The sequence below is a fragment of the Bacillus bingmayongensis genome (assembly GCF_000299035.1).
GTDB lineage: Bacteria > Bacillota > Bacilli > Bacillales > Bacillaceae_G > Bacillus_A > Bacillus_A bingmayongensis.
The window spans coordinates 139,030-164,479 of the sequence record NZ_JH921521.1 but is presented as its reverse complement, the minus strand read 5'-3'; the positions used below and the strand labels follow the sequence as shown (position 1 = coordinate 164,479).

The following is a 25,450-nucleotide window of genomic DNA, read 5'->3' as shown; positions in this document are numbered from 1 at the left end:
GAAAAGCAGTTGATATAGAAAAAATCTATACCATCTGCTTTTTGGTTTATAAAAATACCATTCAGGCCTGATTTTAGTTAAAATAAACATTGCCGATTTTTACAAATTATAAATGCACAAATGTACGTGTGTTTGATAATAAGTTATGAAGCATGATATAAGTGTAACATTTGGCTTTATATTTTTTGATCGAGAGTTTGAAGTTGTATTCATAGTGAGAGGATTTGAGTTTGGAATGATAGATAATTTTTGGCGTGATTTACCACGACCATTTTTTGTACTTGCACCAATGGAAGATGTGACAGATGTTGTTTTTCGTCACGTAGTAAGTGAAGCCGGTCGACCGGATGTATTTTTCACAGAGTTTACAAACTCGGATAGCTATTGCCATCCAGAGGGTATGAAAAGTGTGCGTGGCCGTTTGATTTTTACAGCAGATGAACAGCCAATGGTGGCACATATTTGGGGGGATAATCCCGAATATTTCCGTCAAATGAGTATTGGCATGGCAGAGCTAGGATTTAAAGGCATCGATATTAATATGGGCTGCCCAGTACCGAATGTGGCATCAAGAGGAAAAGGTAGTGGCCTTATTCTGCGTCCAGACGTTGCGGCAGAACTTATTCAAGCAGCAAAAGCGGGCGGACTGCCTGTCAGCGTGAAAACACGACTTGGCTTTAAGGAGGTAAATGAGTGGGAGGAGTGGTTAACGCATATTTTAAAACAGGATATTGCGAACCTTTCTATTCATTTACGTACAAGAGAAGAAATGAGCCAAGTAGATGCACATTGGGAGCTAATTCCGGAAATCAAAAAATTACGTGACCGTATCGCACCAAATACGCTACTAACAATCAATGGAGACATTCCTGACCGTCAAACTGGGCTGCAGCTTGCTGAAAAATATGGTATTGATGGCGTTATGATTGGGCGAGGTATTTTTAAAAATCCTTTTGCTTTTGAAAAAGAGCCAAAAGAGCATAGCAGTAAAGAACACCTTGATCTTTTAAGACTACAGCTTGATCTTCAAGATCAATATGCGGAAGTACTACCACGTTCAATCACAGGACTTCATCGCTTTTTCAAAATTTATGTAAAAGGATTCCATGGAGCTGCTGAATTAAGAAATCAATTGATGGGCACGAAATCAACAGATGAAGTGCGTGCATTGCTTGATAAATTTGAAAAAGACGGGGACAGTGAAATGATGTAACTCTCAAGGAGTTAGAGGGAAAATGAATCGCATCAATTCATGTGTATTTATTTTATTCAGTTTCAAGTTCCTTTGCAGTCGATAACTTTTGTTTTGATAAGGTCTGTTTTCTGAAAGAAACAGGTTTTAAGAATGTAATAAACCCACCAGCACCCTTGTGTTGCCACATACACTCTGCACATGTGGAGTGTGTGGCGGTACACTTATTTTAAAATAAAGCAGCCAGCTCTCTGATAAGGGGGCGCTGCTTTTTTAAGTTTTTTGAAAAGGATTAACGAAACTATATTGAATCCGAATATTTCCAAAGATATCATAAGAGATGCTTTCTACTAGTGAATGTAGAATTGAAGGCGTAAGTTTTTTAGTGTTAGAAAGCCATTTAACTTAGTTGAAAGGTAAATGGTGTAGTTATTCCTCGGGGTTAACGGGAATTTTTCCTATTTTTTATTTGTGATAATATGAATAAAGCTTAAGTGGGATAGATCTTATGGAGGTTATTATGAAAAAAGTCGCTGTAATACAGGATTTATCATCTTTTGGAAAATGTTCATTAACAGCTGCGATTCCGGTTCTTTCGGTAATGGGGGTGCAGGCATGTCCTTTACCAACGGCTATATTGTCTGCACAAACGGGTTATCCAAGTTTTTTTTGTGAAGATTTTACATCTAAAATGCAATATTTCGAAGAGGAATGGAGTAAGCTTCATGTAACCTTTGATGGAATCTATACCGGATTTGTAACTGGCCGAGAGCAAATTGATAATATTTTTCGTTTTTTAGATAAATTTCATACAAAAGAAACCATCTTGCTTGTGGATCCTGTGATGGGGGATATAGGTGAGGCCTATAAACTTTTTACAGAAGAATTGCTAGTGCGAATGAGAGAACTTGTGAAATGTGCAGATGTTATTACACCAAATGTAACGGAGTGCTGTCTATTAACTGGATTATCTTATGAAAAACTATATAGCTATTTAAATGAAAGTGATTTTATCGAAGCGTTAGAAGAAGCTGGAAAAACATTGCAGCAAGAAACTGATGCTAAGGTGATCATAACTGGCGTGAATCCACCGTCAGCAGATCCAGATAAGCAGTTTATCGGGAATATGTATTTGGACGGGAATAAAACCCTTTATGGTACAATTCCGTATAATGGTAACAGTTATTCTGGTACGGGTGATTTATTTGCTTCTATCATAATGGGAAGCATGATGCGAGAAGAGGGTCTAGAAAAATCTGTGCAGCTTGCAGAGGCATTTCTAACAGCAGCCATTCATGATACCTCTTTGGAGCAAATTTCTGAAGTAGAAGGAGTTAACTTCGAAAAATATTTGAGAATGTTATTATAAAGTAAAACTTTATTCCGGATAAAATGTCTAAAAACACGGCTTTAAAATGTTAAAGTATTCATTTAGCAGACATTAGTTTAAAAGTGATAGGGATATAATCTTAAGGGTGATTCTTGATGATACGATTATATTTAACACGATAGTTTATAGCATGTTAGAGAATACACTTTAACTGCTGGATAAACAATCAATATTTTAGGAGGAATAACAATGGCTATGAGCAACAACGATATATTAAAGAGAGTAAGATATGCTATGGATATAAAAGATACAGATATGGTGGAAATATTTAAACTTGGTGGCATTGAAGTAACGAAAGAAGAAGTAGTTGATATGCTTACCAAATTAAAGAAAAGTCCCCAACATGAAGCTGAAAATGCTGATGTGGTTGAAAGTGATTACGTACTAACATGCGACATTATGATGTTAGAGTCATTTTTAAATGGTTTTATTACTTTTAAAAGAGGGAAACAAGATCCGAAACCAGGACAATCAGAAGGACAAGCGATGCCTTTACAGAGCAATGAAAGTGCCAATAACCTTCTTTTAAAGAAAATGAAAATAGCACTAGCATTAACGAGTGAGGATGTGCTTGATATATTAGACAGCGTAGGAGTTAAGGTAACAAAAGGAGAACTAGGCGCTCTATTAAGAAAAAAAGGTCATAAGAATTACAAAGCGTGCGGCGATAGATATGCAAGAAACTTCTTAAAGGGACTAGCTGTTAAATATAGAGGATAAGGAATATAAGCATTGTAACATTTATGTTAAAACAGTAAATGATATAATAGATAGAGTAGGTTGTTTGTAGCCTACTCTTTTTTGTTTGTAAAAATAACATGAATAAATACTCTAGGTGATGAAATGATACATACATATTCAGGTGAGACAATTAATTTTCATATAAATTACAAGAAGAAAAAATCCGTACGTATTTATATAGATTCTTACGGAAATGTTGAAGTTCAGGCTCCTAAAGGAACGCCTGTTGAATACGTAATCCAATTGCTAGAGGAGAAGTGGGATTGGATTCAGAAAACACGCAAGGCAATGAAGGAGCGAGTGCTTGGGCCACGGGAGAAAGCTTATAATCAAGGCGAGAGCTTTCTATATTTAGGGAATACATATCCGATACAGATTTCTCAAGATGCAAGTGTTCAGCAAGACAATGCAGTGTTTGAAGGGGACAAGCTGCATATATATGTGAAAGAGCTTGAGAATGAGAAAATAAAACAAGCCCTAAAACGATTTTATTATAAGCAGTGTAAAGCGTTAGTAGAGAAGAGTATCAAATCTTACCAAAGTAACTTTAAAACAAAACCGCGTTCAATCCGTATTTCAGATAGTAACCGTACATGGGGAACTTGCGATTCAAATCTGCAGTTAACGTTTAATTGGAAGTTAGCAATGGCACCTCAGAGGGTGATTGATTATGTAGTCGTTCACGAAATGTGCCATATGGTTCATTTAAATCACGATCGTTCCTTTTGGCGTCTTGTTGGGAAGATAATGCCTGATTATAAGGAAATGGAAAACTGGTTAGCGTTATCGAGTTGGAAGATGACGGTTTAGTAGTGAGTACTATTACTCTGGATATGTGGAATGAAATAAAGTAGAACCCTAATGAACTAGGGTTCTTTTTGCATATGGATTATCGTCCAAACTTCACGACAAAATCTTCGTCTGTTTTCTCCATTTCATATCCACGATAACCTTCTGAAAGCAATGCCTGTTGTTCACGAAGATCGCTCATCGGGAAACTTTTAACATCCGTCCAATCTCTTTCTATATCTTTACGCAACTCCTTCACAAAAACATACCGCATACTCCCGCTATACTTCTCCTTCAGCGCCGCAATCTCCATCCCTTGCGTAAACTTATCTTTTAAACTAGGGATGTTAAAAGGCGCAACGGTACAGCAAACGTAATCGTATTTGCTGTCTGATTGTATTAATTGCTCCATAATCACTTTCGCCAATATTTTTTGCATTCCGTTCCCGCGGCACTTTGGATGAACATTTGAGATTTCTTGATAAATAACACGGTCTAAGTCATTCTCAGTTAAACCAATATCAAACCCTAAATGTTCGTCATCGACAGGCGGAACTAAGAGTGCACGAAATGCAATCAGTTCCTGCTCTATAAACGCACCAATCATCATGCCATTACCTTTTAATATATACTGATATTCTTCTAACGTAAGAGGTTGCAAGCTATCCTTATTTTCTAATGCTTCAATTACAATATTCTGTAATGATAGGATTTGCTCGATGTGATCGAAAGATAATGGTGCGACTTTGAATATTTGCGCGTTTTGTTTTAATGTTCCTTCATAAAGAATGTTCATGCGGTGGTCCTCCTTTAGCGAACAACGTCTTGAAAAACGGTTAATTCATTTAGTATATCTTCATTAACATCAACGCCTAATCCTGGCTTTTCTGTTAGGCGAATAAAAGGTACATCATAGGAAAGGTTACCGACATCTTTTGTGAATTTTAATGGTCCTGTTAGTTCAACGCTTGTAATGATTTTTTTTGAAAAAGCAACATGGAAGCCTGCAGAAGAAGCAATGGATGATTCGACCATGGAACCAATTTGGCATTCAATTCCGGCCATTTCGGCTTGATGAGCTAATTTGACAGCAGGGTATATTCCGCCGCATTTCATTAACTTAATGTTCACTTTATCAGCTGCCTGCATTTGAATAATTTGGCGCATTTCACGTGAGCCTTTTAATCCTTCGTCAATCATAAGAGAAAGGTCTGTTTTGGAGCGAATAAAGGCCATTGCATCAATATCGTCAGCTATAACAGGTTGTTCAATCCAGTCAATGTTCAAATGTCCGAGTGAGCGTAATGCAGTTAGCGTATTAGCACTATTTTTCCAGCCTTGATTTACATCCACGCGAATTGCGATATCATTCCCTACTCGTTCACGCACAGCTTCAATTCTCTCAACATCTTTTGTGACATCTGTTCCAACCTTCATTTTAAAGGATCGATACCCTTTATTTATCATGGAAGCAGCTTCTTCTGCCATATTCTCTGGAGAAGCGATGCTTAAAACATGAGTAATGGGAAACTCTTCATGATAGCGACCACCAATTAATTGATAAACAGGTTGATTTACCTTTTTACCCATTACATCAAAGCAAGCAATATCAATTGCAGCTTTTGCGGTAGGAACTCCATAGATAGTTTGATTCATTATGTCATGTACTTTTTCGATATTCATTGGATTTACACCGATTAGGGCCGGAGCTAACGTATGTTTTAAAACATGGAAAGTACTTTCCCATGATTCGCCTGTCACGTGATCATCAGCGACGCCTTCACCGTAACCAATAATACCCTCATCTGTTTCGATTTTTACAATAATGGAAGGCATATCATGATAAGAGCCATAGCTAATAATAAATGGATTGCGAAGTGGTAAACGAATTGCATAAAGATGAATAGCTGTAATTTTCATTGTATAATCCACGTCCTTTGTATTATAGAGTTAAAGCTAGCGATGAGTGATATTAAAAAGAATTTTCAGAATTATAATGTTGATTACCTTATTATATTTCAAAAAAAATGTAGGGACAATGTCTTGACATTTATGTGAATATTCAATATGTTTTTCGAAATAGGATTTTTATAAATGAGAAAACTGCTTCGAATTTAGGAAGGAGAAAGGGAAATTGAAAACAATAGAGCTTCAAGATCGTTTAAACGGAATTTTTCAGTATTTACATGAGAACCCTGAAGTAAGTTGGAAAGAATATAATACAACGGCTTATATTACTAAATTTCTAGAAAAAGAAGAAGTTTCATATAAAGTATTTGATGATTGTCCTGGAATAATAGCTGAAATGGGAAAGGGAAAACCGGTTATCGCGATTCGTGCGGACATGGATGCATTATGGCAAGAAGTAGATGGGGAGTACAAAGCGAATCATTCTTGTGGTCATGATGCTCATATGACGATTGCGATGGGACTTATTTTACAGCTGAAAAATGCGAATTGGGAAAGAGGAACTGTCCGATTTATTTTCCAGCCTGCAGAAGAAAAAGGAAATGGTGCTCTAAAGATGGTGGAGAAAGGTGCTGTAGATGACGCTGATTTTTTATTTGGTGTTCATTTACGCCCAATTGAAGAATTACCTTTAAAACAAGCTGCGCCATCAATTAGACACGGGGCAGCAGGGTTTTTAAAAGCTAATATACATGGGGATGACGCGCATGGGGCACGTCCACATCAAGGTGTGAATGCCATTGATGTCATCTCTATGATTAATATCGGATTAAAAAACATTTGGTTCTCACCACAAAAATCATACTCTGTCAAAATGACGAAATGCCAAGCTGGTGGAGACAATTTAAATATCATTCCAGGAAATGGACAATTCGGTTTAGACGTGAGAGCTGAGAGTAATGCATTGCTAGAAGAGTTAATGAAAAAGATAGAACATGTCATTCAATCAGCTGAATCAATGGGAACGAAAATTTCTTACGAATGGGTTGATATTGCACCCGGGGCAGAGGTATCGGAAGAGGCAGAACAGCTCATGCGTAAAGGAATTCTTGAAATATATGGAGAGGAAGGCTGCACCCCGCCGCTTTTTACTACAGGAAGTGATGATTTTCATTACTATACGGTCAAAAGACCGCACTTAAAAGCTGTTATGTTAGGATTAGGAGCAAATTTAAAGCCTGGGTTACACCATCCTTATATGAAGTTTGATCACGCTTGTATAATGGATGGGGTAGAAATAATGAAGCAAACTGTGTTGAAAGCTTTAAAATAATATTGGTTTAAAGTAAAAGCCTGATTTTATCAGGCTTTTTTTGTGGGATTTTCTAGTAGTGTATAATAAAAAGTATCATTTCTTAGTAGGAGAAAATCAATGAACGAACAATATTATGATGCAGTGCTGAACATAAAAACAGTAGGAGACCAAAAAGGATTCAACAAGTCGTTACACTATCATCGTTATGAACCAACCCCATATAGCGCATTAGAAACATTATTCAATCAATATGAATTAAAAGGTAGTGACCGAGTTGTTGACTTTGGATGCGGAAAAGGACGGCTGAATTTCTATATTCATCATGCATGTGGTGCTTCAGCCGTTGGAATAGAAATGAATGAGACGTTTTACGAAGAAGCGATGGAAAATCGTGAACGTTATGCGAGAAAATCGAGAAACAGTAAAGATAAAATTCAATTTCAATGTTGCTTAGCACAAGAGTATGAGATTGACCCGCGTGATAATCGGTTTTATTTCTTTAATCCATTTTCGGTACAAGTGTTTATGAATGTCGTAAATAATATATTGCTTTCAGTGGAAGAAGTAGAGAGAGACATTGAACTTATTTTGTATTATCCTTCGGAGGATTATATCTTTTTCTTAGAGAATCAAACGGCATTTGAGTTGAAGGAGGAAGTCAGGTTGCCTGAGGCTTATGAGAGGAATGGGAATGAGCGATTTTTGGTTTATGGGTTTGGAGGATAGAAAAAATAAGAAGTTAGAAAAAGATTGAGTAGTTAATTCTAATAAATAATATGATTGAAGCTGTAGAATTTATTAGGATGAACCGCATCATAAGTAAAAGCAAAAAATCCCTCGAGAACAAACGCATTCTCAAGGGATTTTTCTATTTCTTTAACAACAAATACATAAAATAAGGAGCACCAATCAAAGCAACCACAACCCCCGCGGGAATACCACTAGGTTCGACAATATGACGGCCGATTGTATCTGCGAGTAGTAGAAGCCATCCGCCGATTAGAACGGCTATAGGGACGAACATTTGATGTCTAGGACCTACTAAAGATTTTGCGATGTGAGGGGCCATAAGTCCGATAAAGGCGATGCCTCCTGTGACTGAAACGGCAGCAGCAGCTAATGCAACGGCTGCTAATAGTAGGGAGCGACGTTCTTTTTCGATTTCGATACCGACACCGATCGCTACTGGTTCGTTTAATGCAAGGATATTTAGACGATTTGCTTTATAGAAAGTAAATGGAATGAGTACAGCTAACCATGGAATGATGGCTAAAACAAAGACCCAATCATCTCCCCAAATGTTTCCAGAAATCCATTTTGCAATAAAGTCTACTTTGGCACGTTCAGCAGAGGAAATGATTACGATCATTGTTCCTGAAAGGGCGAATGAGAATCCAATCCCCGTTAATGTTAAGTTTGTAGGCTGAAGTCCAGTAGCTTTTTTATATGAAAAGACATAGATTAGACAAGCCGTAATAAAAGCACCGATAAATCCAACAACTGGTAACAAGTAAACAAATGAACCTGCGTCGATTGGAAAATATAAAAAGAAAATCGCAATCGCTACACCAGCTCCTGAGTTAATACCGATAATTCCAGGTTCAGCGAGGTCATTTCGAGTAATTCCTTGTAATATCGCCCCTGATAAGGCCAGTGCCATACCAGCTAATAGTGTAATGGTAATTCTAGGCAACCTGAGGGAGAATAAAACAAATTCTTCTTTAAAAGTCCCTTGCCCAAACAAAGTTGGAAGCAATCTATCATAGGAGAGTGAGGCAGCTCCAAGACCCATTCCCACTGTGATAGTTGCGATAATAAGTATCAGTAAGGCAAGTATAATGATGCGCTGTTTTTTTATAATAGATTGTTGAATCATGAGAGTGTTCTTCCTCCTTTGCGTACAATGAATAGGAAGAATGGTAAACCTACGATTGCGACAATGGCAACAAGTGGTGTTTCATATGGAGCATTCATTGTACGTCCAATTGTATCCGCAAGTAACATAAAAGAAGCACCAACGATAGCAGACATTGGGATAACAAAACGATAGTCTGGTCCGACGATTGGACGTACCATATGAGGTACCATTAAACCTATGAATGCCATATTCCCAACAAGTGCAACAGAAGCACCAGCAAGTAAAATGATAGTAATAAAAAGAATGGTTTTAATGACGATAATCTTTTGTCCTAAGCCAATTGCAACTTCTTCGCTTAGGCTTAGAATCGTCAATTTCTTTGAAAATAAAATTGCAATAAAGATACTTACTGAAATAACTGGAACAATGATTTGTAATTGGCTCCATGATGTTCCAATTACGCCTCCAGCAGTCCACATGGATACATCTTGTGAGATTTTGAAATAAATCCCCACCCCTTCTGAAACTGCGATTAAGAATGCAGAAACAGCAGCACCAGCGAGTACAATTCGAAGAGGGGAAAGTCCGCCTTTTTTCAGCATACCAATTCCAAAAACCATAATTGCACCGATTGCTGCTCCAATAAAGCAGGCAATCATCATATAAAAGTAATTTACAGAAGGTATAAAGGCAATTGTAATGGCAAGTGCAGCGTTAGCTCCGCCAGTTAAGCCAAGCAGCCCTGGATCAGCGAGTGGATTTCGAGTTAGTCCTTGCATAATGGCACCAGAAACCGCGAGTCCAGCTCCAACAAAAATGGCTGCAATTTCACGTGGTAAACGCAGCTCACGGATGAGAGAAAGTTTTTCACCTTTAGCTGAAGAAGTAAGTGCTAACCATACATCCTTTACAGTAGTGTCTGCCGCACCAAATACCATCGCGGCTATAAAAATAAGAAAGAACACAACGTTTCCTAAAATGAATTTGTATATAAAGGAGGTGGAACGTAGATTATCTTTTGTCATCAGTTTCACATCTTTTCTTTTCATAGAATAAAGGAAGAGGAATTCTTATTTTAAGAATTCCTCTTTGCTGTACTATTGACCAAGAAAGCTTTTTTTGAAGAAGTCTAGTTGGAAATCTAATGTAAGTGGATCATTAAAGTAGAATTCCATCATATTTACTTCGAATGCTCTATTGTTTTTCACAGCTGGAATATTTTTATATGATTCTGTTTCTTGGAATGAATTATCAGTATCCTTGTTTTTACTTATAATTAAATAATCACCAGCATACTCAGGTAGAACCTCAGTAGATAATGCATAGTAACCTGGTTTTAAAGCTTTTTCTTTTACTTTTTCAGGCATTTTTAATTTCATTTCTTGATAAAGAATTTCTGTTCCACGGCCCCAGTTCTCGCCGTATACATAAATTTGTTTATTGAAGTTTTCGATAACAGAAACTGTTGCGTCGTCGCCGATTTTCGCTTTAATATCTTTTCCTGTTGCTTGTGCACGTTTTTTGAAATCATCAACCCAAGCTTTTGCTTCTTTTTCTTTATTTAATAGTTTACCGATTTCTAAATGTTGTGTTAAGTAATCTACTTTTCCATATGTGAATGTTACAGTAGGAGCGATTTTCTTTAACTTATCGATGTTTTTGATATTTGATAAACCAATGATTAAATCTGGATTTAGTTCGATAATTTTTTCTACATTTTCATCTGATACTTCAGCAACATCTTTTAATTTCTTCTCAAAACGTGGATTCTGTTTAGACCAAGAATCTACACCAACAAGATTTACACCTAAAGACATTACGTTACCTGCGAATGATGATAGTACAACAACGCGTTTTGGATTTGCGGGAACTTCAACTTTACCATTTTCAGATTGGTATGTAATTGTTTCTGATTTGCTTCCCTTTGCATTTGAATCGTTTTTCTTATCTGTCGAGCCGTTGCTACAAGCACTCATAACGAGTACGAATAGAACTGTAAGTGAAATGAATAATTTTTTCATTTTTCTTCTCCTTCTATAAAGTGTATGTAATGTATAGCTTCCTAACAAGATAGGTGTCTTGTAATTAATTGTTCTTATAAATCTTGATACTGAGATTTTTTATCATAAAATAATTGAGTGATCTATAAAAAAATGAATCATAATTTTTTCTCCAATTTTGTTAATAGTTTACAAATTGATAATGATTATCACTATCGATTCCTTAATAATATAATTTTATATTTTTCTATTGTCAATAGTTATTTTGATTGTAAAGTGAAAAGAAAAAAGGTATATTTTAATGAGAATGATAATCATTTAAGAGGATGGTCGAGGAGTGAACACAAATGAATCCAGAAGAATTATTTGATGTGACCGTGATTGGAGGAGGTCCCGCAGGGCTTTACTCAGCGTTTTATAGTGGACTGAGAGAAATGAAAACAAAGATAATTGAATTTCAACCACACTTAGGTGGAAAAATACATGTTTATCCAGAAAAAATGATTTGGGATATCGGGGGATTGCCACCAGTTACAGGGGCAAAATTAATTGATCAGCTTGTGGAGCAAGGGTTAACATTTCGTCCAGAAGTAGTGTTGAATGAAAAGGTAGAGTCAATCACCCGGAATCAAGAGGGGATTTTTGTGTTAACAACTTTCTCTGGTCAAAAACATTTTTCAAAAACAGTCATTGTAGCTACTGGAAGCGGAATACTGAAACCACAAAAGTTAGCAATTGAAGGTGCAGAGAGGTTTGAAGTATCGAATTTAAATTATACTGTAAAATCTTTAAAGCACTTTAAAGATAAGACTGTTATTGTCTCAGGTGGAGGGAATTCAGCTATAGATTGGGTGAATGAATTGGAGGCAATTGCGAAAAAGGTGTATTTAACATATAGAAAAGAGGCTTTGTCTGGTCATGAAGCACAAGTTACCCAGCTTATGAATAGCTCAGTGGATTGTTTCTTTAATACATCAATTACAAAATTAATTGCAGGTAATAATCATGAAGCGATTGAACGCGTGGAACTAACGAATCATGAAACAGGAGAGATTTCATATTTACTAATTGATGAAGTAATCATTAATCACGGTTATGAACGTGATATGACATTATTGGAAAATAGTGAGTTGAGTGTCGAAATCATTGATAATTATTTTATTGCGGGAAGTGTGAACAGCGAATCTTCAATAGAAGGGCTATATGCTGCTGGAGATATTTTAAAGCATGAAGGCAAATTACATTTAATAGCTGGTGCTTTCCAAGATGCTGGAAATGCTGTAAATAAAGCAAAACAATTTATTCAGCCAGATGCGAGTGAGTATGGAATGGTATCTTCACATAATGATGTGTTTAAACAGCGTAATAGGGAGCTTATTAAGCAAATGATGAAATAAGAAATCCTTTAAAAAGAGGTATTTTCCTAGTTATATATAAACACCCAGTTACTTTTCCATTCATATTAAGAAGGGAAGTAAGCTGGGTGTTTTCCTGTTTCCTATGTTTTCTATCATTTTTTTTGACACCGGTTTCATAAGTTCACGTCTTGTGGATCTATTTTTGAAAAAAAGGGATAGGAAGACGTGAACATTTTATTTTTGGATTCTTCTAGAGACCGAGCTGACTGTGCTACGTTTATCCTGGAACTTAGCAAATTATGCAGTGCCTTTTGCATGGTGATCAGGAAATTGTATATTTTGCACGGAAGCAATGTATTGTTTTCCATGTTTTCTAGCCACAGACTCTAGTATATGGCGCACACGTTTTGTTAGGTGACCTTGATTTTGTAATGCCTCACAATATGCATCATAGTAGGCATATTTAGCCCAGAGAAAATCATTTTGCTGGAATAAGAAATGATTTTTATACCATTCTCCAATTGTGTTGTAGTGTGTGTCTTCGTTTGCAGCCATTGTTTGTTCAAGAATCCTTTGTGGTAACACTTTAGATAGATGAGAAGCAGTGTGCTCTGTTTCAGCTTGTAATGATTGCTCTAGCATTGTAATGATGTGACGAGTAGCCATATGTTAACTCTCCTTTGTGTAAATGGGTAAATACCATCTATATTTTAAAAACGCTTACTATACTATTATACAATATATGGTATGTATCTACCTGCTTTTTGATTTGTATTTACAAAATCTTTTTATTTTGTTTACAAAAGTATCCTATAATAAAGTAAGATGAATGCTGTATATGAAAAAATAATAAGGGAATGAAACCATTGTATATAACGATAAAAGAAGCAGCGGAATATTTAAATCTTCCAGAATCTTATATTGAAGAATTAGTTCAACAAAAACGAATTCGGGCGGTGTATGACGGTGAGCAATATTTGCTGAATAAAGAACAGTTCAATACACATTTAGAGCAAATGGAAAAATATAAGCAATTAGTAGAAGAAATATTAAATGAGCCAATTCCAGAAGATATGGATGTAAAAGACGAGGATTAAGTTATCATACTCCATGATACAGAATTATAAGAAAAACGTTTCAAGATGTGAAGAGTAAATATCTTGAAACGTTTTTTGATTGCACAATAGAAGGATTTTAATATATTTAAAGGAGTACATATTGTTCTGAAAGCAATTTCATAAGTATAGTATTATAATACGAATACATGTAATATACTTTTGTTTCGCTTAAGAGAGGTATTTATATGAACAAATTTCAAAGCATAGTTCAGGAAGAAAGAGAAGCTTTAAAGGTATTTTTATTATTATTTTATATTATCTTCTTTGTATATGACATTATATATTATTACATATATCCTGCAATGAATATAAATGAAGCACAAGTCGGGTGGCCAGAAGGTGGACTAGGATTTTGGGTATATATTTTTGTAAGTTTATTATTTCCAATTTCAATGTATCTTCAAAAGATAGGGCATACATATGCTGTTAAATATTTGTTCTTAATGGGCTATATGCTAATTGATTTTATAAATAATTTAATGATTTATTTAAAAACAGATCGAGTATTTGAAAATGGAAATATGGTAGAAATATTTCTAATACTTTTTGCACCGGTCTTTGTGAATAAAAAATACTTTTATTTAGTCTCTCTCAGTATAATTGGTAAGTATACTTTTTTTGCTTTATTGTTAAGAGATGTGAAAGTTTTCATTCCGCTAGTGCTATGCATCTTTTTTTTCATCATTTCACACTCTTTATTAAAGAGGTTTCAGTCGTATGTTCGTACAGTTGTGAAAGCGCTAAAAGATATAGAGAAAACTAAAAATCTGGTGCTAATTGGAAAAATGTCAACAGCAATTGGACATGAAATTCGAAACCCGTTAACAGCTTTAAAAGGATTTACTCAAATTCAAAAGGAACGTAATCCAACTGATGTTGCTAGTTATGATATTATGCTACAAGAAATTGAGAGAATCAATGAGTTTGTTAGTGAATTAATGCTGCTTGGAAAGCCAAGACCAACAACTTATCAATTGTGTGATATGCAAAAGATTTTGTTATATGTTATTCAATTGATGGAAAGTTATGCAATGCAGTACGCTGTAAAAATTTATATACAGGTAGATGAAGACTTACCTGATATAAATGGTGACGAAAAACAATTAAAGCAAGTAGTAATAAATCTTGTGAAAAACGGAATTGAATCTATGATGGATGGTGGAAATTTAAAGATTTATGCATCTAAAACGATTGAAGAAAAAGTTTGTATTTGTATTCAGGATGAAGGATGTGGTATGGATAGTGAGAAAATAGAAAAACTCGGAAAAGCTGTTTATACAACAAAGGAGAATGGAACTGGTCTTGGCTTGATCATTACACACAAAATTATTGCAGAACATCAAGGGGATATCAAATTTGAAAGTGACGTTTGCGAAGGCACAAAAGTAGAAATAACATTGCCAACTATATAGAAATTCGAAACAAGAGTACTTTTCTGAAAAGTGCTCTTGTTGTGTAAATATAAACATTTTATAAAAAGATTCGAGAATGCTTTTTTTTATAAAACACTTAGTTTATAATGGAGAAAAATATCGGTATGCAGCTTCTTGCTCATATAACGGTTTGTAGTTTTTTGTTTTACGTGAATTAAAAAGAGGGGTGCACACGCATCCTTTTTTCTATGCAGATATTATGAAAGAGGTGGTATGATGGAATTAACATTAAATTCGGCTGTATGTTTACACACTATTCAATTTCGAAAAGAGCAAAAGAATTATATTGTAAAAGATACAATTACAGGCGAAAAATATGAAATGCCGCCACTTTGTATTGATGCACTTGCAATGATGCGTGACGGCTTTTTATTAGGAGAAATCGAAGAGAAGTTAAAGGAAGAATATCCAGAAGAAGAAGTAAATATTCTAGAATTTACGAGGCAATTGTTAGAGCTAGAGCTTGTTGGAATGGTTGACGGAGAAGAAATCATTTGTACGAAAAAGAAAGATAAAGATTATTTTGCATGGGTTCGTCCTCGTATTGAACAATTTTTCTTTAATTTAAATAGAAAACATCGAAGCAGAGATCAAAGGTGATCTCTGCTTTTTTCATTCATTCAAAAATAACTGCAAACGCTCTTGCAAATGCCCCATCACTATTTTTAATTTTTAATGGTGCCGCTGAAAAGAAGAAACGTTTCGTTTTAATCGCGTCTAAGTTTGTTAAGTTTTCAATTAAGTAAATATTATTCCCTAATAAAATATGATGAATTGGTGATGTTTCGGTCGTCACTTCATCGGGAGAAATGAAATCTAAACCGACAGATTTTACTTTTAATCTAACTAATTCTTCAGCAAGTTCTTCTGAAAGATAAAAGGCTTCTTTTTCATATGCTTCTGTATTCCAGTTGTTTGAGAGATTAGAATGGAAAATGACGATATCTCCTTCTTTTACCCCAGCATCATGTAATACTTCCTTAGGCAATTTTCGTTCTTGTACATGTGTTACATCAACTAGAATAGCTTCACCTACAAACTGATCAAGTGGTAATTGATCAATTGTTGTTGCACCTGAAATAAAATGGGCAGGTGCATCGCAATGTGTACCAACGTGAACAACTGAATGAAAATCTGTGACTTGAAATCCAGCCTCCTCAACACTTGTAATAGGTTCTAGATGAATCGGCGGTGTTCCAGGAAATTGAGACATATTGTTTTCGAATGTTTGTGATAAATCGATTACTTTCATCGGGATACCTCCAATAATTTTTAAAATATAAAAAGCCTATCTTTCAAATCAAGAAAGATAGGCTTTACATACTTGCATGTAAATTCATGTTTTATCTTCCAAAATGCATTGCATTTTGCAGGATTTAGCACCTGTTCAGTTTATATAAACTGAGGTTGCCGGGCTTCAAAGGGCCAGTCCCTCTGCCTCTCTCGATAAGGAATTTATTTAGTTTTAAAATTCATATTTTTTTGTTATTGTTATTGTAATTCATTTCCTTTTTTATTTCAAGAATGACAATAGGTATTCACCCAACTAAGGGTTCCAGCATATGGTAGCTTATGTAAGTAAACTGCTGCAAAGGAGTGAGTGCAGTGACAGGGAAGATTTTAAATTATTATGCTGGAGGAAATACAGCGAGAGGTTTTTATAGTTTATATGAAGAAAGTTTAAGTGGATTGGAAAGGCTTTTCATTTTGAAAGGTGGTCCAGGAACAGGAAAATCCTCACTGATGAAAGCAATTGGGCGTGAGTGGGCTGAAAGAGGATATGATATTGAACTTTTGCATTGTTCTTCTGATAACAAATCCATCGATGGTGTTATTATTCCAAAACTAAAAGTAGGAATTGTAGATGGAACAGCACCCCATGTTATTGAGCCCAAAACACCTGGAGTTGTAGAAGAATACGTAAACTTAGGTGTTGCATGGGATTCAGAGAAATTACGAAAACATAAAGTTGCTATTACACGTTATATTTCAGAAGCAAGTGGTGCATTTCAATCAGCATATGATTGTTTCAAAGAAGCATTAGCTATACATGATGATTGGGAGAGAATTTATATTGATAATATTGATTTTCAAAAAGCGAATGAATTAACAAATCAGCTTATACAAAAGTTATTCGCAGATAACAAAGGAAAACAAGCAGTTGTAAAGCACCGTTTTTTAGGGGCAGCAACACCAAAAGGTGCGGTTGATTTCGTTCCAAATTTAACAGAAGGTATCCTGCATCGTTATTTTATAAAAGGACGCCCGGGGTCAGGGAAATCAACGATGTTAAAAAAGTTAGCAGCAGCAGCAGAAGAAAAAGATTTTGAAGTTGAAGTGTATCATTGCGGCTTTGACCCGAATAGCCTTGATATGATTATTGTAAGAGAATTAGGTTTTGCAATCTTTGACAGCACCGCACCGCATGAATATTTTCCTGAGCGAGAAGGTGATGAGATTATTGATATGTATAATCTCATTGTTACTCCGGGAACGGATGAAAAATATGCTACAGAAATTCGCGATGTTTCCATTCAATATAAAACAAAAATGAGTGAAGCGATGTCTTTTTTAGCGAAAGCAAAAGCAGTTCGAGATAAATTGGAACGAATTTATATTACTGCGATGGATTTTACAAAAGTAGATGCGTATAAAGACGAAATACAGAGTGAATTTGAGCGAATTGCCAAGTTTGTTAGCGAGCAGCAAAAATGAAGTGATTGTAGAGCTGTCAGGAAGGACCTGACAGCTTCCTTACATACTAAAGAGTTCTCGATATATCGATGTTAGCAGTAGAATGACACTTCAATAATAAGTATATTATATTTGTCGAATTTCCAGGGAAATGATCAGAAAATGAGGATGATACATATGAGGGAAAAAATTCAATTGGAATTAGAGAGAATTGAGAAAGAGAATAATGTAAAGATTTTATTTGCGGTGGAATCTGGAAGCCGTGCGTGGGGATTCCCGTCGAAAGATAGTGATTACGATGTTAGATTTGTATATATTCATCCAGTAGATTGGTATTTATCCGTAAATGAAAAACGTGATGTTATTGAGTATCCAATTAGTGATGCTTTAGATATAAGTGGTTGGGATATTAGAAAAGCACTGCAGCTATTTGCAAAATCAAATCCAGCACTATTAGAATGGATCCGCTCTCCAATTTTTTATTCTAAGAACTCGACTCTTCCAGAACGCCTACAGAAAATGAGCGAAAACGATTTTGATCCAAAAGCAACGATTTATCACTACTTACATATGGCTTCAAAAAACTATCGTGAATTTCTACAAGGAGAGAGTGTGAAGTTGAAAAAGTACTTCTACGTATTGCGCCCTATTTTAGCTTGCAAGTGGTTAGAAGAGAAAGGGACATTACCGCCTGTAGAATTTGAACGATTAATTACTGAACTTTCACTAGAACAAAAAATTTTAAATGAAATTGAAGATTTACTAATAAAGAAAAAAGCTGGTGTTGAGCTAGATGCTGGTCCAAAAATTATGGTATTAAATGAGTTTTTGGAGGAGCAGATAAAGTACTATCAGGAGTATGTGAAGGGAATTGAAAAAGGAAAGGGTATTGAAGTTGAGATGTTGAATGGTTTGTTTCGAGATATGTTATTTGAAATAGGAACAGAGCACCAGTAGATTGGTGCTCTGTTTATTTTAGCTAATTTTATTCTCCATCAACCCGCTTCAGTGGTTTCTCTGCTGGCCCCTCAATTACATCCCCCTCAATTGAAAAGCGTGAGCCATGACAAGGACAATCCCACGTACAATCACCGCTGTTCCATTCTACTTCACAGCCAAGGTGTGTACAGGTCGTATCAACAATATGTAATTTTCCCTCTTTGTCTTTATAAGCACCTGCACGTTTTCCGTGAACTCTTACAACTGCACCTTCACCGTTTTCAAGGTCTTCTGGTTTACGGAGAGCAAATTCTAACTTGCCTTCAATCAAATGTTTTGCCACATCAAGGTTTTGAGACAGGAATGTTTTTATATCTGGATCTGCATGGAATCGTGATGGAGCAAAGAGTTCTTTGTAAGGGCTATCTGTTTTTGTAATTGAAGCTGTTAGTAATTGTGCTGCAGCAGTTCCAGATGTCATACCCCATTTACGATAACCTGTTGCAACGAATATGTTTGGATTATTTTCATTAATATGACCAATGTAAGGCAATTTATCTAGAGTAATTAAGTCTTGTGTTGACCATCTGTAAGGAATTTCATCTATCCCAAATGTTTCTTCCGCGAAAGAGTGCAGTGCTTCATAATGAAGCATCGTATTAATTCCTTGTCCTGTTTTATGGCTTTCTCCACCAACGAGAATGAGTTTTTCTCCATTCATTGTTGTGTAGCGTAAGGAACGTGTAGGGTTATCGATACTTAAATACATGCCTCCGGGATAATCATTCTTTGCCTTTATTGCGAGAACGTAGGAGCGCTCTGCATACATTCTTGCGAAGAAAAAGTTGGTTGCATCATAGAAAGGAAAGTGGGAACAGGATACGACATATCCACATGTAATCCGATGGCCATCTTTTGTAATAACTTGTGGATAGAACCCTTTCTCAATATCGATTGCAGTGGTCTGCTCATAGATCGTTCCGCCAGCTTCAATAAAACGTTCGACAAGATTTTTTAAATAATGAAGAGGATGGAACTGTGCCTGATTTTTCATAGCAAGCGCTGCTTGAACTGAGATAGGAATTGAAATGGATTGAGTATAGTCACAAGGAATGTTTAGCTTTTTATAAGCTTCGTATTCTTTTGTTAATTTCCGTAATCCATCGTTGCAAGTTGTATATAAGTAGGCATCTTCTTCAGTAAAGTCGCAGTCGATGTTATTTGTTTGGATTGTTTCTTTAATAAATTGCAATGCTTTTTCGTTTGCCTCATAGTATAGCCGAGCTTGATCAGCTCCAAAATGATTAATCAGTTCATCATAAATGAGGTCATGTTGTGCAGTAATCTTTGCAGTTGTATGGCCTGTCGTTCCATTTAAAATATTTCCGGAATCGATTAAAACAACTTTCATACCCTCTTTTGCAAGTAAATAAGCAGTTGTAATGCCTGTAATTCCAGCGCCAATAATTGCAACTTCTGTTCTTATATTTTCTGATAGCTTTGGAAAAATAGGGAGTGAAGTAGAATCACGCCAGTACGGTTCTGGAAATTGGGGAAATGAATCATTTGTCATCGTATATCCCTCCTGTTTTAAAACAATTTACTACTTAATTTTTCCAATTTATATGAAATTCATGTAGATTATTTTTTATTTAAAATAGGGGAATGCTGTACAGTGAACAGAAGGAAATTAAGAATAAGTTATAAATATTTAAAAAACGTAAAAATTATTTTAGTATAATAAAAAACGCGTGTTTCGTCATAAACGTATTTTAAATGACAGTCAATTTCATAAAGAATTATTTCTGTTCATATATAAGTTATTCTTGAATAAAGCTAATTTTCTTATATGTTAAAGTATTTATATATATAACGGATAAAAGCTTATAAAATCTATGTTTTTTCTTTGGTGAAATAAAATATTATTATAAAAATATAATCACATTTTATTACTAGGTCATAAAAGTTGTTGACAATACAGAAAGTCTATTGATATGATTCATCATGTAGAAAGGTTGATAAAGAGTAAAAAGAGAAATGTTTTTCATTGATAATAAAAGCAAAAATGAGTGACGGTAGAGTGAGTATGAATTACTTATTATAAATGCTTTTTGTAATTAACTAGTTTTATCAATCTGGAAACAAGAATTGATTTATGCAAGTTGCGTAAGCGCGGCATAAGAAAGGGGCAAAAGGATGAAGGAGCTTCATACGTTTGGATGGTATGCAGCACGTGTATCGCCGCATTTGCCAAAAAAAGCATTTAAACCAGTTCCAACTCGTTTGTTTGGTGGACTGGCTTATTTACTTGTGGCGGTAGCTGGATTAATAACGATCGGTTTATTCGACTTGAATGTGTGGGCAAATCTCGGGATTGCGATTGTTCTCGGGTTATGTTTTGCTTCGCTTGGATTTTTAGGACATGAAATTTTGCACGGAACGGTTGTAAGAAAGGCATGGCTTCGTGATTTTTTAGGGGCAATTGCATTTATGCCATTGTCTACAGGACCAAAATTGTGGAGAAAGTGGCATAATGCGACGCACCATGTGCATACGCAACATGAGGAACATGATCCTGATGCATGGCCAACGCTTGAAAAGATGAAGAAGAGTAAGTTTTTAAGATGGGTGTATCGTATGCCGCTTCATGTACGTTCTTTCTTTAGTTTTCTGTCACTAACAATTCAATTTACAATACATTCAACTCGTATGTTCTTTCATTTTATAAAAGAATTTAAGTCATCGAATCAACGATCTGTATGGCTTCAACTTCTTTTGCCGTGGACAGTGTGGATTAGCTTACTATTTATTTTGGGGCCTGCAAAGTGGTTGTTTGCGTATGTGATTCCGTTACTAATTGCAAACTTTATTGTAATGGCATATATTGCAACAAACCATCGCTTAAACCCAATTGTTCCTGTGAATGATCCACTAGCTAACTGTTTGTCCGTAACAGTGCCGCGCTGGGTTGACGTTTTGCATTTTAATTTCTCATATCATACAGAACATCATCTGTTCCCTGCTATGAGTTCAAAATATTACCCGTTAGTAAAAGAGAAGATTAAAGAAATGTGGCCGGAGCGTTATCATGAAATGCCGATGACGAAAGCATTAGCAGCGCTTTGGAACACGCCTCGCGTATACTATCAAGGCAGTGAATTAGTCGATCCTCATAGGGAACATTTCTATGGTTCTTTAGGAAATGGATTAGATCCTGATAATATTGCGTATCGTGAGGAGCATATAGAAGAGCAGGAAACTATCAAAAAAGTGAATCCATGATGATAGATAAGTCAATTAAAAGCAAGCTACTTTGTCAGTAGCTTGCTTTTAGTTTTATAAAGAGGCTGCCTTTTCTTTCCCTTTATTTACTTGCAAAGAATTACTTTGTTTACGCTGAAGTCTTTTCTCTAAAAGGTTTACGAGATAGGTAAATAAAAGTACGAGTGCAAGATAGTATATACCAACAACAATATATGTTTCTAATTGTTGGAAGTTACCAGCTGCTATAGAGAGTCCAGAGCCCCATAATTCTGACATACCTACATAGGCAACAAGTGAAGAATCTTTTAATCCGATAATAAATTGGTTTCCTAGAGGTGGAATAGAGAGACGAAATGCTTGTGGTAATATAATACGTCGCATAGCCAGTGGATAAGACATTCCTAGGGAACGGGCAGCTTCTAATTGTCCGCGATCGACAGATTGAATAGAACCGCGGAAAATTTCGGTAATATATGCTCCGTTATGAATAGCTAAAGCGATTGCCCCCGCCCAAAAAGGTGTGAAGACAATGACAGATGTAATACCAAAGTAAAGAATTGCGATTTGTACGATTAAAGGTGTACCACGGATAATAGCGATGTAAACATGGGCAATACTATTTAATACTTTATTATTAGAAATACGAAAGAAGGCAAATAGTAGTCCAATTAATGAACCGAGTAGTAAGGAAGTTAATGTTAATTGTAATGTTATGACAACGGCCTTTAGAAGGGTAGGATATGTCGATATAAAAATTTCAATCATTAGTGTCACCTCAATATAGATTTTGTTTTAAGAAATAGATGCAAATGCCCCACGGCTGAGGTGGGGCATCACTTATGGATTAAAAATGGTTTGTCCTGTAGAAGAGTAGATCCATTCTGGTTTGTAAAGAAAGAAAGTCATTTTATTTTGTCTTTTCTTCTTCTCCAAGAATATTGCGTCCAAACCATTTTTTACTGATTTTTTCATATGTGCCATCTTTAATAATTTCATCTAATGCCTTGTTTACCTTCTTCACCATTTCTTTATCATCTTTGCGAATTGCAATTCCCATTTCATCAAGATTTAATGGTTTGCCAGCTTCTTTTATATTTGATTTACCTTCTTTTATCATACGAAGACCAACCATTTGATCTGTAATAACAGCATCTACTCGGCCTGGTTCTAAATCCATAAGAGCTGTAACGTCACTATCATATTCTGTGATTTGATCTGTATGTTTTTCGACAAGTGCTTTAAATGTACTAGCTTTTACAACACCGATTTTTTTTCCTTTTAAGTCTTCTACTGAAGAAATGGAATTGTTCTTTTTAGCTACAAAAATTTGTGCACCGGAGCGATAGTATGGATTCGTAAAATTCACGGCTTTCAAGCGTTCTTCTGTAATTGCCATACTTCCTAATATCACATCATATTTTTTTGCTTTTAGACCTTGAATTAATGTTTCCCAAGGATTTGTAACTGGAACAGGCTTCATTCCCATTTTTTTTGCGAGTGCCTCACCAATTTCAACATCAAAGCCAACCAATTTTCCATCATTTTCTTTAAAGTTAAACGGCTTATATAGACCACTCATTGCATAACGAAATTCCTTTTCGCCATTGGTCGAAGTTGTACTACTTTCCTTACTACAGGCCCCAAGTATAAAAGATGCACATAGTGTAATAGTTGCAACAACAGTAAATATTTTCTTTCTCACAAAACCCCTCCTAAATATTTATCTTTTACATACGGGCAGTAATGCCACGTTTCAAAGTGCTATGAGAGTTTTTCTATTGGGAGATAAGCTACCCGGATGAGATTAAAATATTTTTATAAAATGTTTCGTAAAAACTGTTTTGCTCTCTCATTTGACGGTGCTGAAAAAAATTGTTCTGGAGGTGCATCCTCTACAATTTGTCCGTCATCCATAAAAATGACGCGATCTGCTACATCTCGTGCAAAGTTCATTTCATGGGTGACGATTACCATTGTCATTCCTTCCCCAGCAAGTTCTTTCATAACTTGAAGTACTTCTCCAACAAGTTCAGGATCAAGAGCTGATGTAGGTTCGTCAAATAGCATGATTTTAGGATTCATCGCAAGTGCGCGTGCGATTGCAACACGTTGCTTTTGTCCGCCAGATAAAAGGTGGGGCGTTATATTTTCTTTGTCTTGTAAGCCAACCTTCTTTAATAGGTCGTTTCCAATTTCTTTTGCTTTTGCTTTGTCTAGTTTTTTTACGTGAATGGGTGCTTCTATGATGTTTTCTAATGAGGTCATATGTGGAAAGAGGTTAAAGTGTTGAAATACCATTCCAACATTTTCGCGGACTTTATTTAAGTTTGTACTTTTTGGATCAATTCGTTCTCCTTGTAAGTGAATTTCACCTTCATCGTACATTTCTAAAAAGTTGAGGCAGCGAAGTAAAGTGCTTTTTCCTGAACCGCTTGCGCCAATTAAAACAACAACTTCTTTTTCTTTTACTTCTAAATTAATTCCTTTTAAAACATCTAATGAACCAAACGATTTTACTAGATTTTGAACCTGAATCATACCAACCCCCCCAGTCAAAATTGTATTTTACAAATGTTGCCCCTTATTTTTGTTATTAGTCATAAAGTGCCAAAACCCTTTATTTTTTGCGAAAAACATTGTCAGGGAATAAGTAAAATGAGGAAGATAAAATCATTTTTTTCTATTAGATAATATAGAAATTTTTAATTACTGAAGCACCTAACAAATTTTGTGGGTTAAAAGTTACATACATTGAATAGAGAAGAATTGTTCTAGCAGTACTAAGAACTTTTAAAAATAAGACGGATAGTTTTATATATCATAAACTATGAACGTTTCCGCAATATTTAACCTTGTCTCTTTCGGATGGAAATTATAGCAAGATATAATAAAACTATAAATATTCGAAAGGGTGTCTTTTATGAAAAAAGAAAAAAGACAACGACTCATTAAACAATTGGTGAGAGAGTATGAAATAGATACACAAGAGAAATTAGTAGAATTATTAGAAGAACAGGGTGTATTGGTTACACAAGCGACAATTTCGCGAGATATTCGTGAGTTAAATTTAATAAAGGTAACTTCTTCAAGAGGCTTAACTATATATAAGGTTTTCTCAGAAGATAGTTTACAAACTGATATGAAGTTAAAGAAAAAATTGAGAGAGGTTGTCATAAGGGTTGATTATGTAGATCAATTGACGGTTATTAAAACATTACCTGGTAATGCCCACGTTATCGGTGCTTTATTGGATTCTTTAGACTGGAAAGAAAAAGTGGGATGTATATGTGGAAATGATACATGCCTTGTAATTTCTCGATCAGAATCGGATAGGAAGGTTCTAGAGGAAAGGTTGAAATTAATTATGTAAGTGAAAATCCTGTTTCTAATCGTTACTAGAAACAGGATTTTTTTTAGAATTTTAATATGAATTAGTAAAGCGTTATTCATT

The 25,450-nt window shown here is 35.4% G+C and carries 25 protein-coding genes and 1 riboswitch; of the genes, 14 read left to right on the top strand and 11 right to left on the bottom strand.

All coding sequences use genetic code 11. The annotated features are described in order from the left end of the window. Positions 1-235 precede the first annotated feature (235 nt). The 4 genes from Y7E_RS0125870 to Y7E_RS0125855 all read left to right on the top strand — a co-directional run bounded on the left by Y7E_RS0125870 (position 236) and on the right by Y7E_RS0125855 (position 4,133). Entirely contained in the window at positions 236-1,213 is a 978-nt protein-coding gene (locus Y7E_RS0125870; RefSeq protein WP_026049357.1) for a tRNA dihydrouridine synthase, read from the top strand. 499 nt (positions 1,214-1,712) lie between these two features. After that, positions 1,713-2,561 carry a pyridoxamine kinase gene (locus Y7E_RS0125865; protein WP_017154109.1) on the top strand — a complete coding sequence of 283 codons (849 nt, stop codon included), beginning with the start codon at positions 1,713-1,715 and terminating at the stop codon, positions 2,559-2,561. A 210-nt stretch (positions 2,562-2,771) separates the two neighbouring features. Then, positions 2,772-3,302 carry a YehS family protein gene (locus Y7E_RS0125860; RefSeq protein ID WP_017154108.1) on the top strand — a complete coding sequence of 177 codons (531 nt, stop codon included), beginning with the start codon at positions 2,772-2,774 and terminating at the stop codon, positions 3,300-3,302. A gap of 123 nt (positions 3,303-3,425) precedes the next feature. Further along, positions 3,426-4,133 carry a M48 family metallopeptidase gene (locus Y7E_RS0125855; protein WP_017154107.1) on the top strand — a complete coding sequence of 236 codons (708 nt, stop codon included), beginning with the start codon at positions 3,426-3,428 and terminating at the stop codon, positions 4,131-4,133. Positions 4,134-4,212: 79 nt separating this feature from the next. Here the strand turns inward: Y7E_RS0125855 and Y7E_RS0125850 are convergent, their stop codons facing one another. Then, positions 4,213-4,908, bottom strand: a complete 696-nt coding sequence (locus tag Y7E_RS0125850) for a hypothetical protein (RefSeq protein ID WP_017154106.1) — start codon at positions 4,906-4,908, stop codon at positions 4,213-4,215. 14 nt (positions 4,909-4,922) lie between these two features. After that, a complete protein-coding gene (locus Y7E_RS0125845) occupies positions 4,923-6,032 on the bottom strand; it encodes a mandelate racemase/muconate lactonizing enzyme family protein (RefSeq protein ID WP_017154105.1) in 1,110 nt (369 codons plus the stop codon). Positions 6,033-6,246: 214 nt separating this feature from the next. Between Y7E_RS0125845 and Y7E_RS0125840 the strand changes: the two genes are divergently transcribed. After that, positions 6,247-7,353: a M20 peptidase aminoacylase family protein gene (locus Y7E_RS0125840; protein WP_017154104.1), complete on the top strand. Its 1,107-nt coding sequence runs from the start codon at positions 6,247-6,249 to the stop codon at positions 7,351-7,353. 99 nt (positions 7,354-7,452) lie between these two features. Further along, a complete protein-coding gene (locus Y7E_RS0125835) occupies positions 7,453-8,061 on the top strand; it encodes an SAM-dependent methyltransferase (protein ID WP_017154103.1) in 609 nt (202 codons plus the stop codon). Between the two features lie 142 nt (positions 8,062-8,203). Here Y7E_RS0125835 and Y7E_RS0125830 read toward each other — a convergent pair whose 3' ends face one another. From Y7E_RS0125830 to Y7E_RS0125820, 3 genes are read right to left on the bottom strand one after another with little or no spacing between them, the layout of a single operon-like run. Then, on the bottom strand, positions 8,204-9,208 hold the full coding sequence (locus Y7E_RS0125830) for a FecCD family ABC transporter permease (RefSeq protein WP_026049356.1): 1,005 nt from the start codon (positions 9,206-9,208) through the stop codon (positions 8,204-8,206). After that, positions 9,208-10,242 carry a FecCD family ABC transporter permease gene (locus tag Y7E_RS0125825; RefSeq protein ID WP_026049355.1) on the bottom strand — a complete coding sequence of 345 codons (1,035 nt, stop codon included), beginning with the start codon at positions 10,240-10,242 and terminating at the stop codon, positions 9,208-9,210. Before Y7E_RS0125825 ends, Y7E_RS0125830 begins: the two co-directional genes overlap by 1 nt. A gap of 48 nt (positions 10,243-10,290) precedes the next feature. After that, positions 10,291-11,214, bottom strand: coding sequence for an iron-hydroxamate ABC transporter substrate-binding protein (locus Y7E_RS0125820; protein ID WP_017154100.1), 924 nt, complete (start codon positions 11,212-11,214; stop codon positions 10,291-10,293). Positions 11,215-11,540: 326 nt separating this feature from the next. On the opposite strand from Y7E_RS0125820, the gene Y7E_RS0125815 reads away from it, so the two are divergent. Next, complete coding sequence (locus tag Y7E_RS0125815) at positions 11,541-12,590, top strand: NAD(P)/FAD-dependent oxidoreductase (protein ID WP_017154099.1); 1,050 nt, start codon at positions 11,541-11,543, stop codon at positions 12,588-12,590. Between the two features lie 258 nt (positions 12,591-12,848). Here Y7E_RS0125815 and Y7E_RS0125810 read toward each other — a convergent pair whose 3' ends face one another. Further along, positions 12,849-13,217, bottom strand: coding sequence for a hypothetical protein (locus tag Y7E_RS0125810; RefSeq protein ID WP_017154098.1), 369 nt, complete (start codon positions 13,215-13,217; stop codon positions 12,849-12,851). Positions 13,218-13,408: 191 nt separating this feature from the next. On the opposite strand from Y7E_RS0125810, the gene Y7E_RS0125805 reads away from it, so the two are divergent. The 3 genes from Y7E_RS0125805 to Y7E_RS0125795 all read left to right on the top strand — a co-directional run bounded on the left by Y7E_RS0125805 (position 13,409) and on the right by Y7E_RS0125795 (position 15,702). Beyond that, complete coding sequence (locus Y7E_RS0125805) at positions 13,409-13,648, top strand: helix-turn-helix domain-containing protein (RefSeq protein ID WP_087958035.1); 240 nt, start codon at positions 13,409-13,411, stop codon at positions 13,646-13,648. 206 nt (positions 13,649-13,854) lie between these two features. Further along, a complete protein-coding gene (locus Y7E_RS0125800; RefSeq protein WP_017154096.1) occupies positions 13,855-15,081 on the top strand; it encodes an ATP-binding protein in 1,227 nt (408 codons plus the stop codon). Between the two features lie 237 nt (positions 15,082-15,318). Next, positions 15,319-15,702 (top strand): hypothetical protein, encoded by a 384-nt coding sequence (locus tag Y7E_RS0125795; RefSeq protein ID WP_017154095.1) that lies wholly within the window; start codon positions 15,319-15,321, stop codon positions 15,700-15,702. A gap of 16 nt (positions 15,703-15,718) precedes the next feature. Here the strand turns inward: Y7E_RS0125795 and Y7E_RS0125790 are convergent, their stop codons facing one another. After that, complete coding sequence (locus Y7E_RS0125790; RefSeq protein ID WP_017154094.1) at positions 15,719-16,354, bottom strand: cyclase family protein; 636 nt, start codon at positions 16,352-16,354, stop codon at positions 15,719-15,721. 88 nt (positions 16,355-16,442) lie between these two features. Beyond that, positions 16,443-16,555, bottom strand: a riboswitch (SAM riboswitch). A 152-nt stretch (positions 16,556-16,707) separates the two neighbouring features. Between Y7E_RS0125790 and Y7E_RS0125785 the strand changes: the two genes are divergently transcribed. Continuing rightward, a complete protein-coding gene (locus Y7E_RS0125785; protein ID WP_017154093.1) occupies positions 16,708-17,817 on the top strand; it encodes a PRK06851 family protein in 1,110 nt (369 codons plus the stop codon). Positions 17,818-17,973: 156 nt separating this feature from the next. Beyond that, entirely contained in the window at positions 17,974-18,753 is a 780-nt protein-coding gene (locus Y7E_RS0125780; protein ID WP_017154092.1) for a nucleotidyltransferase domain-containing protein, read from the top strand. Positions 18,754-18,781: 28 nt separating this feature from the next. Here the strand turns inward: Y7E_RS0125780 and Y7E_RS0125775 are convergent, their stop codons facing one another. After that, positions 18,782-20,308, bottom strand: coding sequence for an FAD-dependent oxidoreductase (locus Y7E_RS0125775; protein WP_017154091.1), 1,527 nt, complete (start codon positions 20,306-20,308; stop codon positions 18,782-18,784). A gap of 623 nt (positions 20,309-20,931) precedes the next feature. On the opposite strand from Y7E_RS0125775, the gene desB reads away from it, so the two are divergent. Next, positions 20,932-22,017, top strand: coding sequence for a Delta(10) desaturase DesB (desB, locus tag Y7E_RS0125770; RefSeq protein ID WP_017154090.1), 1,086 nt, complete (start codon positions 20,932-20,934; stop codon positions 22,015-22,017). A gap of 54 nt (positions 22,018-22,071) precedes the next feature. Here the strand turns inward: desB and Y7E_RS0125765 are convergent, their stop codons facing one another. From Y7E_RS0125765 to Y7E_RS0125755, 3 genes are all read right to left on the bottom strand, one after another. Beyond that, complete coding sequence (locus Y7E_RS0125765) at positions 22,072-22,764, bottom strand: amino acid ABC transporter permease (RefSeq protein WP_017154089.1); 693 nt, start codon at positions 22,762-22,764, stop codon at positions 22,072-22,074. Positions 22,765-22,906: 142 nt separating this feature from the next. Next, positions 22,907-23,701 carry an ABC transporter substrate-binding protein gene (locus Y7E_RS0125760; RefSeq protein ID WP_017154088.1) on the bottom strand — a complete coding sequence of 265 codons (795 nt, stop codon included), beginning with the start codon at positions 23,699-23,701 and terminating at the stop codon, positions 22,907-22,909. Positions 23,702-23,814: 113 nt separating this feature from the next. After that, positions 23,815-24,537 carry an amino acid ABC transporter ATP-binding protein gene (locus Y7E_RS0125755; RefSeq protein ID WP_017154087.1) on the bottom strand — a complete coding sequence of 241 codons (723 nt, stop codon included), beginning with the start codon at positions 24,535-24,537 and terminating at the stop codon, positions 23,815-23,817. Positions 24,538-24,919: 382 nt separating this feature from the next. Between Y7E_RS0125755 and argR the strand changes: the two genes are divergently transcribed. After that, entirely contained in the window at positions 24,920-25,369 is a 450-nt protein-coding gene (argR, locus tag Y7E_RS0125750; RefSeq protein WP_017154086.1) for an arginine repressor, read from the top strand. Positions 25,370-25,450 lie beyond the last annotated feature (81 nt).